The sequence below is a fragment of the Photobacterium sp. MCCC 1A19761 genome, from assembly GCF_037389125.1.
GTDB lineage: Bacteria > Pseudomonadota > Gammaproteobacteria > Enterobacterales > Vibrionaceae > Photobacterium.
Window position 1 is genome coordinate 76,790 of record NZ_JAZGTF010000031.1, and the last position, 14,328, is coordinate 91,117.

Genomic DNA, 14,328 nt, shown 5'->3' on the forward strand with positions numbered 1-14,328 from the left:
AATCTTGTAGGTGAAACTCAAACTTATCCACTGTTTCTGTGTATAAGTATGGGAAAATCAGGTGTATGAATAACTTGGCGACAGCTGCCATTCCACGACTTCCATCTGTCGGCAAGTTAGGGTACATTCGCTGCCTTTGAGAATTGCAGCGGGAGGCGGTATGTCGCGCACTATTATTTACACCTATAAGAACCAAGAGAAAGAGTTGGTTTTCACATACGATCATTACCGGACAATCCATGAAGCTGTCGCTGCAGCAGAAGGCATTGATCTCACAGAATTTCTGCGGATGGAGCAACAAGTCGAAGCGGTGTCTTCGAATACCAAAGCGGTGCGAGACTTCCGCGATAGCCATTTCCGGAAATTGGGCTTTGGGAAGATCACGCTGGCGAAGAAAATCAATCGTGGTATTGGCGAAAAGTAAGGCCAACCATGCGGAGTGATAACCGGTTTCAAGCAGAACAGGGCTGACGTGATGTCAGCCCTGTTTTTTTTGTGCGACAAGTATGCCGCGGTAGATCAGATAGCCTCCCAGGCCAGCCAGCAGGTGCTTGATGCTGTGCCCGCTGATGAGTTCGTCGGTTCGGTGAAATAGCTCGGCATCATTGGATTCAGCCCATTTTGCCAGCAAATAGGCCAGCAGCGCTGACAGGTAGTAGAGACTTGAAGCGGTACTGTGCGCAGGTGATCCTCTGAATAGCCAGAGAATGAGTGGCAGGTGAATGATAGGGATCAACTGGACCAGAATATAAGCCGACAGATCGCCCCGTCCCGCTGTCTGTTCACTGAGATACCAGTAGCCGACAGCCGCGACGCTATAGAGAACCAAAGGCAGAAATAAACGTGCCAGGCCGGGGGAGATATAGCTTGCCAACACCATGCAATAGAACGCCATAAAGGCAATGCAAATACCTAGCCGATCAAGCGCCAGTCGCCATGGCTCGGGTGTCAGGTGATAGAAGCCTGAGGCAAAAAAAGCCGTGATGAGACCGAGATAGAAAGCGATGTACAAGGTGCGGGAACCTGAGGGAAAGGTTGTGGGTTTGGCTTGGGAGGGGGACTGCCGAAGTCGGGCAAGGCCCAGCACGCCGACCCAAAGGAAAGGGAGGTTGGTGATGACATTGACGAAGTTTGGAATACCGAGCCAGGGTCGTTGATCGGCATACTGATAAAAATTGCGGCTTTGGGTGATTGGTGCAAAGTAAACAAGCAGGCCTGCCAGAACAATCACAATTCCCCAGAGGAACAGGATACGAGCGGATCTGGACCAGGGTGTCATCTCAGGGACCGGCCGAGCTGGAGGGAAAATAGCATTCTTCTTTCATAATGTTGAATCCGGCTTGGAAGCAAGCGCGCCACGCCGCCTCAACATCGGGTGAATATTTAGGGTCGCATTGGCTGACCGTGCGCAGCAGGCAATCAAACCAGACGTCAAAGTCCTCAGCGGTGACTCCGATGGCGGCATGCCGTTTGCCGAAGTAACGAACAGACTCCCGGGCTTGTTCAGATGACGGTGCTAGTAAAATAATTGCAATCGAGGCTTTGAGCATCCGAATCTGGCCGGGCATGTCAACGCCTCTGAACATTTGTTGAAACCGGTTGTCTTTGCGGCAGAACTGGTCATAGAACATGTCGAAGAACTGTGAATTCTCATTACAGCGAGCATAGCTGTTATTGAATTGTTCATGCATATCCATCGGCTTCTCCCTGTACTGTCGGCGGCGTTGAGTCTGTTTTCTAGGATATGTGTTCACACGCGTATTAGGCAACTGGATCCGGATAAAATCGTGCGCAGAGGAGGGATGGTTTGGGTTGAGATCACCAGAATGTTGCCGGGATCAAACTTAACGTTTCATGGCAATCACCGTATGAACCAGCCAGGATCGTTTTTTCCCGGTCAGTTGGGCCGAGTATTCACGTTTTTCTTTCCAGGACACCATATAAAAATTCGTAAACAGCTGCTCCAGTTCCGGGCGTGCCAGGGTCAGCACTGGCAATTTCTCATGGGTGTCCTGTTCATCCTCCCCGAGAAAATGACCACAAAAAATGCCGCCGCTGTATAGGCTTTGCTCAATGTGAGGCCACAGTTGGTGAAACTCATCGCGGGAGTTAAAAAACAGGCAGGCACTGGCATTGATCAGGTGAGCACGCGGAAACCGGTATTCGGTGAAGCTGCTTTGTTGGACATCCAGTTGTGGGGCGGCAGCGACCAACGGATGTTCAGAAAGAATCTGCAGGCTGTTCAAATCGATATCAAATGCGTACACCTGATAGCCTTGCTCAATTAAAAACAGGGTATCGCGTCCTGTGCCGCAACCACAGTCTACCGCAACACGATCATTCGCAAAATGGCCAAGAAACTGGTGCGCTTCTATCAGATGACTTCGGGGCGGTAACAGTTTGGGGTTATTCAAGCAATTCAGCCAGTCTACAGTTGCCATGGAGGTGCCTCATTGAACTCAGATCGCCCTGGTTCACAAATTGTAATGACAGCGACGTGTCATAATTACTTAATTATTAGAATATAGATGAAAGGATATGATCTGGCAGCTTGTCTCCCGAAAGTCCATCAGTGGGCAGGGTATCGGGGATCTCAGGTTTAATGCAACAACACTTGGTGTTTGGTAAGATACTGCTCTGATTGCCTGTTGTGACTGAAACACCGCAGGCCAAAGTGAAGAGAGAATAAAATGACAAAGCTAACTGCAGATATTCAAGCGAACTGTGATCTGTTTTTAACCGAAACCAAAGACACGCAGGTTGTATGGGGACTGTGTAACGAAGAAGGTGACTGGCTGTCTGTTGCATCCAGTGAGTTTGAAGATTCTGAAGTCATGCCGTTTTGGTCGAATGAAGCGGATGCCACGCTGCATTGCACCGAAGAGTGGGCAGAATTTACCGCCACGATGATCCCGCTGGATGTGTTTGTGGAAGACTGGATGATCACCCTGGCTGAAGATGGTGTTCTGGTCGGGATGAACTGGAACGATCAGCTGGATGGTGCGGAAAAAGAGCCGAGCGACGTTGCCAAGCTGTACCTGTAATTCCAGAGCGATCGGTCAATCAATCGCGCTCCAGAGGCCGTACAAGTAGCTTCGGCCCGCTGAAAACGTGACATTGCTGCATGAAGCCGTATCAGAGGATACGGCTTTTATTTTTTCCGCCGACCAAACCTCGCCAGTTTATTATTAATAAGGTTATTAGCTATATTTAGAAAGAGTCATCGGCTTGTGGAGGTTGATATGGTGCTTTCTGAATGTCGGCAAATGATGGCTGAGCATAACTTTGTGCAGGCGCGCTTGATCCACGACTTTCTAAGTGCGGGTTGGAGCGTCCATTTTAGAGATGCGGAGGGGAATGACTATCCGTTAACAGACACTTACGGGATCCCATGTAGCTTCGACTCGCTCAAGCAGGCGGAGGACATGGTGCATCAGGTCGGGGATTGCCCGATCAACATCGATAGTCTGTTCCGCTTTGCTGAACGGTAGATCAAAAGGAGTAAACCCTGATACGAAGCTTGAGAGATTGAAAAAAAATGGTCTATAAAGAGATTGCAACAAAAAGTACGGTCGTGCTATTAATAGTCTGTGATGACTAATTGAGAAAGCAAATGAGCAAAGGCCGCTTGACTCGCGAGCATATTCTGAAAACTGCGTTTGATCTGGCCAGCATCAACGGGCTGGACAGTTTGACGATCGGCCAGTTGGCCAAAGCATCCGGAATGTCAAAGAGCGGCCTGTTTGCGCATTTCAATGCCAAAGAGAATCTGCAGATTGCGGTACTCGAATTTACCAGTGAGTATTTTGTTGAGCGCGTGATCGCGCCGGTCCGGCAGGCCGAGCCGGAAACTATCGAGCAGAAATTCAGGTTGTTGTTCCGGCGCTGGCTGGATTGGAACCAGTCATTTCAGGGCAGCTGTATGTTTCTGGATGCCTGGAAAGAAGGTGCGCACAGTGATGATCCGGTTCAGCAAGCGCTGGCGGCGATCACCCGGCGCTGGCTGGAATACCTGCATCGCCAAGTGGAAAAAGCGAAGGCAACTGGAGAGTTTCACGCAGATCTGGATGCCTGGCAGTTTGTCTACCGGCTCTATGGTGTTTATCTGAGCAGCCATCTGTTTCGCTCGTTGGGCCTGGAAAGTGATGACCATCATCGCTTTTGGCTGGGTATTGAGGCTTTGATGGCTGAAGGGCGCGGTTAAGGGCATTTAATATTTTTTGGTTTGGCTTAAAAAAGCACGACCGTACTTTTTGAGGGTAACATGAGCAGCAAAATTTACTTCAGACAAGGGAAAAAGCTGAATCTGCGCCGGGTGTTGGTCAACCTGACGACCCGTTTCCATCATCGTGTCGCACCAACCCATGCGCGAAAAGTCGCGAAGCGGTTATTGTTGACCCCGGAGCGTTCCCGACGTCAGCAGGCGGAACCTGCGGGGCTGATCCGCCGCCCGCTCGAGACTTCGGAAGGCAAGCTGATGACCTACCAACTCGGTGAAGGGCCAACCTGGATCTTGGGTCATGGTTGGTCCGGTTCGGCGACACAATTTTTTCGGTTGATGCAGCATATTGCGGCATCCGGTTATACCGCTCTGGCGTTTGATAATCCGGCCCATGGTGAGAGCGAAGGCCAGTACGGCCACCTGCCGGGGTTTGTCAAAGCGTTTAATGCCGTGCTGGATCAGCAGACGCACATCGCCGGTGTGATTGCGCACAGTATGGGCGGTGCCATGGTCCTGGAAAGCCGTCACCCGTTGCTGGCCAACAAGCCTATTTTGCTGGTGGCGCCAGTCCTGAACTACACCGAGAACTTACTGGCAACAGTGCAACAGTCGGGCTTTTCGATGAAGCTCTTCCATGAGGTGGTCGGTGAAGTCGCTGCGCAATACCAGTATCCGCTGGATACCATCAACCCGCTGGCCCGGTTGCAACAGCACCCGGCCCCGGTAGGGATTGTGCATGATGCCGGAGATCGGTTTGCGGCTTTTGAGTATTCCCGTCAGGCCGGAGAGTGGAGCCATGTCAGCCTGGTGGCAACGGACGGTTTAGGTCATGGTCGGATCTTGGCCAGTGAGCCGTTGCAGCAGGCGTTTGATGCGCTGGCACGATAACGGTGAAAACTAACCTAGGGTTTGTATTCAAAGCGGGCTTCGGAATCGAGGAAGGGGCTCTCACTGAAGAAAGAGCGCTTTCCCCCCTCCCCAAAAAAGCCCGGCAGCAAAGCCGAGCCGGGTGGATTAACTTGAGCGCAGGGCGACTTTGTCTTGCGCCTGCTCCAGTAGGGCGATTTCGGCGTCCAGCTCAGCAATTTTATTTTGCATCAGCTGGTGGCACATATCCGCCAGTTGGCGCGCATCCTGGCTGGTGTAGCCGGAGACATCAATCGGTGGCAGCATTTCACAAATCACGGTGCCGTTGTCCCGCCGGTTCAGGAAAATTTTCTGGTGGGTTGTGCTGACACACATGGGAATAATGGGAACGCCCGCTTCAATGGCCATGCGAAAAGCGCCGGTTTTAAAGGGGAGCAACCCGCGTCCTTTGCTTCGGGTGCCTTCCGGGTACATCCAAACGGAAAGATTGCGCTGTTGAATGGCTTGGGCAATTTGCTGAATGGTGTCACGGGCTTTGGACTTATTTTCCCGATCGATCAGGATATTTCCAGTGATCCAGTACAACTGTCCAAAGAATGGGATCCACAACAGACTTTTCTTGCCGATGGAAACGGTTCTGGGCATCACCATGCCTGGTGAGGTGACAAAATCAAAGACATCCTGATGGTTGGAAATGTACACGGCATTACCGACGCTGCCGGCATGCTCCTTCCCGCGTTCGATCAGGCGTAATCCGATGAGGTGATGCAATTGGTGGAACCAGCGGCTGAAAAAATGAACATGTTTCGGGTCGCGCGGACTGAACAGGCAGTAGACTAGCGCAAACAGGGTCATCACAATAATGTACAGCGCTGCCGAAATTAGTCGAAAAGCAGTAAGCACAGGGACTCCTTGATAACTGGTGCTCTGTCGGATCTCTGCTCCCGGGCTCAGATGATACGAAACTTCTGAGAGGTCAGAGGAGTTAACTCAGAATAAAAAACATACATCAATTAGAGTCAAAGATAAATCATTCTGGTGAAGCTTCCATCATATTTTGGGCTTTTTTCGGACTTTCCTGATCTTGATACGGGCCTGGCTGTGAAGTGAGTCGCACAGATAATACGCGAGATAAAAAAAGATGGAATATATTGATAATTAAAGAGATAAATAGATCCGATGAATTAGGTTAAGTCACTCGCTAAGAGTGAAAACACCTCCGTGTGATATCGATTCTGTTGTGTGGTAGTGTTGAGGCAAAGCGTGGCTTTGCCTCTTTTTTTTTTGATTTTTGCAGTATGGCTTGCTGCAGCCGTAAGCCGGTATTTATTCATCATATCTTGAGATATTGGTGAATTTTTAGGATGAATTGTCAAAATTTGCCGTAGCCTCTGGTCAAAAAAGTGCAATGGTTTACCCTAAAGGGCGATTCCACCTCGACTTCGGGTCGACAGTGAATAACCACGAGTGAACCTGACTGGCAATGATGAATCTCAATTTCCCCCAATCCTGGCTGGGCACCGGCCTGCTCTTGCTTGGCCTGAGCGGCTGCGCGACGTCGCCTGAATACGAAGCGGGGGTGACACCCGCTTCTGAAGCCACGCAAGTCTCGGCACCGACATCCTTCCAGCCGGTACCGATGCAGTATAACCCCAATCAACCCACGTTCGATTTGGTTTACCAATCCTGGAAAGGCACGCCTTATCGTCTCGGCGGAAGCAGCCGCCGGGGGATCGACTGCTCGGCATTTGTTCAGGTGGGGTATCAGGAGGTCTTTGATCGAATATTGCCCCGAACCACTTTGGAGCAAGCCAGGCAGGGGCGTCAGGTGCCGCTCCATCAGGCGCGCAAAGGGGATTTGGTGTTTTTTAAAACCGGGCGGACGCTCAGGCATGTCGGAATTTACCTGGGAAATCGTGAGTTTTTGCACGCCTCAACATCGCAGGGGGTGGTCATTTCAACACTGGATACGCCCTACTGGCGGCGGGCCTTCTGGCAAGTGAGGCGAATCGAATAGCTGGTTCGCCTCCGGCAAAAATTCGACGACGATTCGACGGAGAATGTCCGGTTGCCTTTACGTTGATTTGCAGGCCTGTTCTCTCGCAAAAACCGCCAACCCCTCCCATACTTTGGCTGTAGGAATCATTTCCTGGAGGTGAACATGGCCATGGCAATCACTGTAGGGCAATTCCTCAATAGCCATAATGTGGATTTCAGCCTTACCAAACACAGACATACAGATACTTCTTTCAGCTCTGCGATCTCGGCGCACGTGCCGACTTCACAAGTTGCGAAAGCGGTGATGCTCAAAGATCAGGACGGAAAATACCTGATGGCTGTTGTGCCATCAAACCGGCGTGTGATGATCGATAAGATTGGCCGGATGATGGGGCGACAATTCTTCCTGATTGGTGAACATGAACTGCCGGACATTTTCCAGGACTGCGAACCCGGTGCGATACCTTCTCTGGGGCAGGCTTATCAAGTCGATATGTTGGTTGATGATCTGTTGCTTGAGCAGGATGAACTGTACATCGAGTCCGGAGACCATGAAAATCTGATCCATCTGGATCACAAGCAGTTCCATAAAGTGATGCACGACATTCCGCATCAGAACATTAGCGGTTACCGCATGATGTTCTCCCAAGAGCATGAAGGCAGACATTGGGAATGGGAATAAGGGGAGAGTAATACCGACTGCATGCGATACGTCGGCTCACCATTGCAGATGAACACACCCGTCGGGGACGATACAGTCCATAGGAACCGACGGGTGTTTTGATATTGAATACTTTTTTTTTGAATACTTTGGTTTTAAAAAACTTCCTTGTTCCGGGATGAAGCCCGTTGATTAAGTCAGAAGCAACCTCAGCCAAAGCCCGGGTAGAGTGGTGATTCCGGTGGTCGCACTCTGGATCTGGCCGTCTTTCAACACGACTATCGTTGGGGTGGCGCTGATCCCCCAAGTGCGTCCTAACTGCCCCTTAGCATCATTCACGACCCGGAATGGGTAATCGTGGCTGTTCAGATAGGCCTTCAACCGGCGGTTTTCTCCGGACGTCAGGGCGATGGAAACAACCTCGTAATGCTCGCTCATCCAGTTGACTGTGGGTGTGACAAATTTGCACGCGCCGCACCAGGTCGCCCAGAAATAGACCAGCACCGGCTTGTCCTGACTCATCGCGATTAAATCAACCGATTCACCGTCAATGGTTTGCAGAACACCATCCGGGATTGCTGTTTCAGGCATCCCCTGTGTGCGCCAGAGATCGACCGCACCGCTGATCATGAACCACATCACCAGAACGATGGCGGCTTCTTTCAGCCAGTGCATAGGGCCTTTCCGCTTGGGCGTTGCCGGGGTTGTTGTGTTCATTGGGCCTCCTGGACGAGCTGCGGAGACGCTGCTGCCTGGAGCGCCTCCAGGACAGTATCCTGAGTCAAAATTACCGGTAACGCGATACCGTCCGGCGCGCCCGGGCCATAAACAATATTAAACGGCACCCCGAAGCGACCATAGGATTGCAGGTAGGCGGTGACATAGTCGGAAGGGTGGGTCCAGTCACCGCGCATGCGAACGATGTCCGGTGCGCCCAGCGCGCTATAGACGGGATCCTGAAGCAGCACGCCAATTTTATTGGCTTTACAGGTGATGCACCAGTCCGCGGTCACATCGACTATCACGACGTTGCCTTCCTGAACGTGCCGGGCAATTTGGTCAACGTTCAGCGGCTGCCAGGGGTGATCTGCGGGCAACGGGGTGGACCATTGATCTGCGGTCACACTGCCGATCAACAATCCGCCGGCCGAGCTGAACAGAATAATCGCAAGGGTGATGATCACCGGTTTACGGCCTTTCTGACGCCCAAGTTGCCACAGCAGGAGCGTCAGTAGCAGGGCTCCCGTTGCCACAACCATCCAGGTGGCGAGGAAGTTGGTCATCAGGCTGAGGAGCCAAAGGCTGGTGGCCAGCAACATCAGACCGAAGAGTAGTTTGATTCGATTCATCCACGGGCCGGGTTTTGGCATCAGACGGGCAAGTGCCGGGAAAGCCGCGACCAGCAGCCAGGGGGCCGCCATGCCGACCGCCAGCGCCGTAAAGATGACAAATAAAGACAGCAGATCGGCACCCAGGGCAAACGCCACGGCGGTGCCCAGAAACGGGGCACTGCATGGTGTCGCCAGGAGGGTTGCAAACATCCCCTGAATAAAATGACCGAGGTGTGACTGATCGCCCCGGGTCGCGAGCCAGGTGCTGGCATTGCCCGGCAGACGGATCTCAAACAGCCCGAGCATATTGGCGGCAAATAACCCGGTGATTAGAATCATCGCGCCAATAAAGTACGGACTCTGAAACTGGATCCCCCAGCCGAGAGCTTGGCCGGAAAGTTTCAGTGCGGCGAGAAATCCGGCGAGGAGCCAGAAAGAGACCAGGATCCCCGCCGCGGAAGCCAGAAACTGCGTCCGGATTTGGCGCTGCCCACTGTGCTCAGCGGTCATGACTGTGCTGAGCTTGAGCCCCAGCACCGGCAGCACACAGGGCATAATATTGAGGATCAGGCCGCCGAGCAGGGCGATGAGCAGGATTTCCGGCAGGTTGCGATCCGTTGCGGCAAAACCCGGCAATGCCACCGGGGTGTCGGTAACGCTGGCCTTCATTTCGACAGCGATGTTGGCATCACTCAGTGTGACATTGATGGATTCGCCCAGCAGGGCCGGGACGCCAAACCAGCTTTTCACCGGGATTCGTGCGATCAGTTGCGAGCCGTCGGTGGTGATGTCCGGCGCCAGAAAATGCGCATCTTTCACCGCCTGGGTTTCGCCGTCGATGAAGACATCAGGTTGTTTCCAGCCCATGGTGTTCGTCGCAACCAAGGTCAGCATTTGGGCGTTTTCATCCCAGGAAACCTGCGTCAGCGAGACGGCCGGAGAGGTTTGCGGCACCAAGCTCAGCCCCTGATTGTACAGGTGCATCGCTTCCTGTGAGAGCGTCAGCTGGGTTGGGATGAAATCGAGGCTCAACTCGTAATCGGTGAGCACGCAGATATTGGTACAGGACGACATGGTTAGCTGACCGGATAAGAAGACCGGCTGGTTCATATCTTCCACATGCAGCGTGAGTGGAAAACCGATGTGATCTTTATAGCCTAAGGTTTCGACCCCGAGAAACTCGTATCGTTTGGGGATTGGCCACTGCCAGTCGACGTCTGCCAGGTTATTCGACAGGGACCAGTCGATACTCGGGGCAACGCCACTTTCGCCCGGGCTGCGCCAGTAGGTTTTCCAGTCGGTTTCGAGCTGGACTTCCAGTAGGGCTTCGACGGTTTTGGCTTGCGGGTTTTGCTGACCCGTGAGCATCAGACGTACCGCTACCGGTGGATGCTGCGGGTTGGTCAGCCAACCGGTTGTTACTTCCCCGGCTAATGCTGCCGGGATTGTAAAGCTGGCACTGAGGAGCGCCAACATCGCCAGCAACGCGGTCAAGACGCGCTGCCAGCGGGAATGAAGGGTTGTCATATAGTGTTCTCCAGAAAATGATTTCAACGTATGCCGTCAAGCGGCGAAACAACGCGTGAGGTCATTCCCGGAAGACACACAAGATCAGATGGCGCCGTCGTCGGGGCGGGATGGGTTCGGTGAGCAGGGGCACCCGGAAGGGGCTGCCGATGAACAGCGGGAGCAGAAGCAGCAGGGTAATTGTATATATCAGGGCATGGCCCAGTGATTGCTGGTGGATCTGCAATAAGTGATCGGTCAGATCGCAAGAATGCAGGACATCGGAGGATTGCCCATCATGGTGCGGCAGCTTCTGGGATGAGTGGCTGTCTGTTGTGTGTTCAGCTGCGACCGCCTTCAAGGGGCAAGCCATCAGTAGTCCGGCGCGCTGACTGGAGCAGAGGAAAATGACCAGCATGACCAGGACCAGCGCCCATTGGGCACTGCGATATCTTGTCAGTGGTTGCTTCATCAAAACTCCTGCGGTTGACCGAACGCTGTGTATAGACCGCGGCGGTGGATATTCGTTTCATTCGGCAGGATTGTCGTTGTTTTCCGGGCTGGCTGCAAGGGGCGTTGCTGTGCCAGAGGTTGGAGAGGGTCGTTCAGATAAAATCGTGGTGCCGTAAAGGCACCACGAATCACTTGGCTGGGGTTACTTAATGCAGTGCAGCATAAAGTCGATGATGGAATCGCTTTGTGCCGGTTGTGTTAACGCTTTGGGCATAAAGCTCGGCGGGTTCAGGATCTCCCGGGTGATCAGTTCATCCAGCAGCGGTTTGAAGTCAAAACCGGTTTTACCCACCAGTAAGGCACTGAGATCACCGGCCTGATAACAGGTCAGTGCATCCCGGAGCCCCTTGAGGTAGAGATAGTCCTTGGTGAAACCGCCCCCACGGAAGGCCCGTGCGGTGATCGTAAAGGCCTCATCCTGACCCAGCTGATAGTCATGCTTGATCTGGTGGTAGGTGTCACTGAAATTATCGCCCCGCACCAGTTTATCAACGGCAATCACGCGCAGCGCCAGCGTTTTCAGGCGATGTAACGGGAAGCTCCCAGACAGGTGCTCACACAAAATGGCCAGGCCTTCTTGTGTATGCGTATTGCCCGGCAGTCCCAGTTTCAGCACCTTGAGCGGTTGGCGGTCAGCATTCACACTCGTGACCAGGTGTACTCCCAGTTCGTGGTGGATCAGGGCGTTCAGATCTGAAGGTGAGAATTTGCTGTTGAGATTCACCTTGATTGTCTGTCCGCTGACCATCGCCCGGGCAATGAGCTTCCGGGATCCCACGACTTTACAGGAAATGCCGTACTCATCGGCAGCCTGACGAAAAGCTGTAATGGCTTCCTGCGCACTGATCACCGACGGTTCAGGTTCCCGTTGCGCTTCGGCATGGAGAATAAACCGGGCATTGGCGATATCCAGATCATCCGGACGACCGTAATAGCGCAGCGAGTTATACAAAAACTCATCATGGCCAATACTGGTTAGCAGGTCGATCCGCACTGCCAACTGATCGATGACTTTCCGGTACATTTTCTGGATATCAGCATCCCGGATTTCTTCGACGGGCAGGCGATACAAAGCTTCTCGGAATTTATACGGGTCGATATCCAGCTGCCGATAAGTAAACTGCGGCTGGTAGTCGAACGGCCGGTGCAGGAAACGCCGTTTCTCCTGCTTTAGATTCGTCGGGTTGATGTAGCTGAGTGTGTTGATCCCCTTCGCCAGTGCGTACAGCTGGCGGTCCAGCTTGATCACTTCCCGCGGCAGTTTGGAAGCCAAAATATGGCTACTGGTCAGGCGCTTGGCCTGGGTACGGCGGGTAATGGTCGTTGCGGCGTGCTCGGTAAGCACGGTTTTCAACGCTTCTTTCAGCTTTTCGATCACCAGCGGGTAACTTTCCCCGCGGGTTTCGTCCATATAAACTTTTTTGATCTCGATCGGCATGATCAAGGTCCGGGTAAAGTACTTTGCCACAAATGTGGCCTGATACCCCATGCCCTTAAAGACGTCGTTGGCTTTCGCGTCGACATCAATGTTCGGCAGTTCAACCTCGTTCAGCAGGCTCAGCAGCGACTTGATCTCTTTTTGCCATTTCCGGGTGTTTACCTGTTTGGTGCCCAGATTGAAGACCGGCGCGGTCTTCTCGGTCGCACTTTCGATCCGCTGATAATTGTAAGAGTGCAAGTCGTACAACAGGCAGAGGCCAAAGCGGCTCTCGAGCATATCGATCAGGCAGCTCAGGATCCGGTAGTAGCGATCGTGCTTGGCAACAGAGACGGCGCGCTCTTCTTCGGTCAGCGGTGTATGCCAAACCTGGCGGCCCCAGGCTTGGTCATAGATACACTGCTCCGGTGGCCGGTTCAGATCATACTCGTAACGGGAGTCTTCTCCTTGCAGCACGATCGGCAGCGACGAGACAAAATCACCGGTATACGGATCTTCCTCGTAATAACGCTCAGCTTCGGTCAGTGTACAATTCGGAACTAAGTCACCCCGCAAGCGTTGGCCATGGTGAATGGCCGTCGCAATATAGGGTTGATATTCGCTGATCCGGATGGTCAGGCTGCCGTCGTTGAGCTGAGCTTCGAACGGTACCCCCTGACGAATCCGGTCGAGAACCTCAGCTTCAGTAAGTTGCAGCATCAGCAATCACCTGGCGATACTCGTTCTTGCGGGCGATGCTGACTTCTTTTGCGAGTACCACACTCTCGGCAAAATCCAAGACATCACGTTGTAATTTGGTACGGTTGAGACGGTTAATCCGGGTGATACCGCCCGGGCTTTGCACGTTGACTTCAACGAGCTTGCCGTTGATCACATCCAGGCCGACAAAGTACAGCCCGTCGCGCACCAGTTTCGGCCCGATGTGCTTACACAGACGGAGTTCCTGCTTTGTCAGGGTATGCTTCACTTCCTTGCCGCCGGCATGAATGTTGGAGCGCACGTCGCCCTGGGCTGGCACGCGGCGCATGGCACCAATCGGCTCCCCGTTCAGCATCATGATTCGTACGTCGCCCTCTTCGGCACCTTCGATGTAGTCCTGCAGAATGACGTAGTTCTTGTCGTCACCAATGTAGAAATCGAGCAGCGATTTAACGCTGGATTTGGCACTTTTCTCGACGAGAATGACCCCTTTACCGCCATAACCGTTCAGCGGCTTCAAAATCATCCGATCATTGGTGTTTTCTGCCAGTACACGCTCCAGATACTCACGATTTTTCGATACATGAGTCACCGGTATAAACTCATTGCTCGGATCCGGCAGTGAGGTGGTGTAGAGCTTGTTGTTGGCCACGCGTAAACCGTCGATGTCGTTCATGATGAAGGTGTGGTCACGAACGGAATCGAGGAAGTTCAGGGCCATGGTGTCCAGCGGTGGGTTGGCGCGCATGAAAATAATGTCGAAACCAGCCAGCGGCAGCTGTGCCTTCCGAAATTCAGCTTTACGATAGAAGCTCGGAATATTGTTAGACACTTCACCTTTTTTCAGTACTTTGCAGAATGCAATTGCAGTACTGTGACGCATGGTCAGGTTGTTGGGTGTCGTAATGGCAACGGTATGTCCGCGGGTGGCTGCTTCATGGATCAGACGCAACGTTGAATCCGTTTCCGGCTCAACTCTTTCCCATGGGTACATAACAAAGCATATTTTCATTAGGGTGTTACCAATTCATTTGTCGTTGTCGACAGGCACAAAAAGAAAACAGAGCCATCGCACAGCAGTGGATGGCTCAAT

The 14,328-nt window shown here is 52.8% G+C and carries 16 protein-coding genes; 7 read left to right on the forward strand and 9 right to left on the reverse strand.

Annotation, left to right across the window (positions count from 1 at the left end):
- Positions 1 to 160: 160 nt before the first annotated feature.
- Positions 161 to 424 (forward strand): DUF2960 domain-containing protein, encoded by a 264-nt coding sequence (locus tag VV869_RS20770; protein ID WP_261604381.1) that lies wholly within the window; start codon positions 161 to 163, stop codon positions 422 to 424.
- Between the two features lie 54 nt (positions 425 to 478).
- Here the strand turns inward: VV869_RS20770 and VV869_RS20775 are convergent, their stop codons facing one another.
- The 3 genes from VV869_RS20775 to VV869_RS20785 form a co-directional block, all read right to left on the reverse strand.
- Positions 479 to 1,279, reverse strand: a complete 801-nt coding sequence (locus tag VV869_RS20775) for a hypothetical protein (protein WP_337736847.1) — start codon at positions 1,277 to 1,279, stop codon at positions 479 to 481.
- A gap of 1 nt (position 1,280) precedes the next feature.
- Positions 1,281 to 1,697 (reverse strand): globin, encoded by a 417-nt coding sequence (locus VV869_RS20780; protein WP_337736848.1) that lies wholly within the window; start codon positions 1,695 to 1,697, stop codon positions 1,281 to 1,283.
- Between the two features lie 147 nt (positions 1,698 to 1,844).
- On the reverse strand, positions 1,845 to 2,441 hold the full coding sequence (locus VV869_RS20785; protein ID WP_337736849.1) for a class I SAM-dependent methyltransferase: 597 nt from the start codon (positions 2,439 to 2,441) through the stop codon (positions 1,845 to 1,847).
- Between the two features lie 249 nt (positions 2,442 to 2,690).
- Between VV869_RS20785 and VV869_RS20790 the strand changes: the two genes are divergently transcribed.
- From VV869_RS20790 to VV869_RS20805, 4 genes are all read left to right on the forward strand, one after another.
- The gene (locus VV869_RS20790) at positions 2,691 to 3,044 is read left to right on the forward strand and encodes a DUF2750 domain-containing protein (RefSeq protein ID WP_337736851.1); all 354 of its coding nucleotides are present in this window, start codon (positions 2,691 to 2,693) and stop codon (positions 3,042 to 3,044) included.
- Positions 3,045 to 3,242: 198 nt separating this feature from the next.
- Positions 3,243 to 3,491, forward strand: coding sequence for a hypothetical protein (locus VV869_RS20795; protein WP_261604376.1), 249 nt, complete (start codon positions 3,243 to 3,245; stop codon positions 3,489 to 3,491).
- Positions 3,492 to 3,613: 122 nt separating this feature from the next.
- Positions 3,614 to 4,204: a TetR/AcrR family transcriptional regulator gene (locus VV869_RS20800; protein ID WP_337736853.1), complete on the forward strand. Its 591-nt coding sequence runs from the start codon at positions 3,614 to 3,616 to the stop codon at positions 4,202 to 4,204.
- Positions 4,205 to 4,264: 60 nt separating this feature from the next.
- A complete protein-coding gene (locus tag VV869_RS20805; protein ID WP_337736854.1) occupies positions 4,265 to 5,110 on the forward strand; it encodes an alpha/beta hydrolase in 846 nt (281 codons plus the stop codon).
- Between the two features lie 126 nt (positions 5,111 to 5,236).
- Here the strand turns inward: VV869_RS20805 and VV869_RS20810 are convergent, their stop codons facing one another.
- Positions 5,237 to 5,992: a 1-acylglycerol-3-phosphate O-acyltransferase gene (locus tag VV869_RS20810; protein WP_337736855.1), complete on the reverse strand. Its 756-nt coding sequence runs from the start codon at positions 5,990 to 5,992 to the stop codon at positions 5,237 to 5,239.
- 580 nt (positions 5,993 to 6,572) lie between these two features.
- Between VV869_RS20810 and VV869_RS20815 the strand changes: the two genes are divergently transcribed.
- Positions 6,573 to 7,106 (forward strand): NlpC/P60 family protein, encoded by a 534-nt coding sequence (locus tag VV869_RS20815; RefSeq protein WP_337736856.1) that lies wholly within the window; start codon positions 6,573 to 6,575, stop codon positions 7,104 to 7,106.
- Between the two features lie 150 nt (positions 7,107 to 7,256).
- Positions 7,257 to 7,769 (forward strand): aminoacyl-tRNA deacylase, encoded by a 513-nt coding sequence (locus tag VV869_RS20820; RefSeq protein ID WP_337736857.1) that lies wholly within the window; start codon positions 7,257 to 7,259, stop codon positions 7,767 to 7,769.
- 171 nt (positions 7,770 to 7,940) lie between these two features.
- Here VV869_RS20820 and VV869_RS20825 read toward each other — a convergent pair whose 3' ends face one another.
- The 5 genes from VV869_RS20825 to gshB all read right to left on the reverse strand — a co-directional run bounded on the left by VV869_RS20825 (position 7,941) and on the right by gshB (position 14,247).
- Entirely contained in the window at positions 7,941 to 8,465 is a 525-nt protein-coding gene (locus VV869_RS20825) for a protein disulfide oxidoreductase (protein ID WP_337736858.1), read from the reverse strand.
- The gene (locus VV869_RS20830; protein ID WP_337736859.1) at positions 8,462 to 10,606 is read right to left on the reverse strand and encodes a protein-disulfide reductase DsbD family protein; all 2,145 of its coding nucleotides are present in this window, start codon (positions 10,604 to 10,606) and stop codon (positions 8,462 to 8,464) included. Before VV869_RS20830 ends, VV869_RS20825 begins: the two co-directional genes overlap by 4 nt.
- 61 nt (positions 10,607 to 10,667) lie before the next feature.
- Positions 10,668 to 11,057 carry a hypothetical protein gene (locus VV869_RS20835; RefSeq protein WP_337736860.1) on the reverse strand — a complete coding sequence of 130 codons (390 nt, stop codon included), beginning with the start codon at positions 11,055 to 11,057 and terminating at the stop codon, positions 10,668 to 10,670.
- Positions 11,058 to 11,240: 183 nt separating this feature from the next.
- Positions 11,241 to 13,235, reverse strand: coding sequence for a flavohemoglobin expression-modulating QEGLA motif protein (locus tag VV869_RS20840; RefSeq protein ID WP_337736861.1), 1,995 nt, complete (start codon positions 13,233 to 13,235; stop codon positions 11,241 to 11,243).
- The gene (gshB, locus tag VV869_RS20845; protein WP_337736862.1) at positions 13,219 to 14,247 is read right to left on the reverse strand and encodes a glutathione synthase; all 1,029 of its coding nucleotides are present in this window, start codon (positions 14,245 to 14,247) and stop codon (positions 13,219 to 13,221) included. Before gshB ends, VV869_RS20840 begins: the two co-directional genes overlap by 17 nt.
- Positions 14,248 to 14,328: the final 81 nt, after the last annotated feature.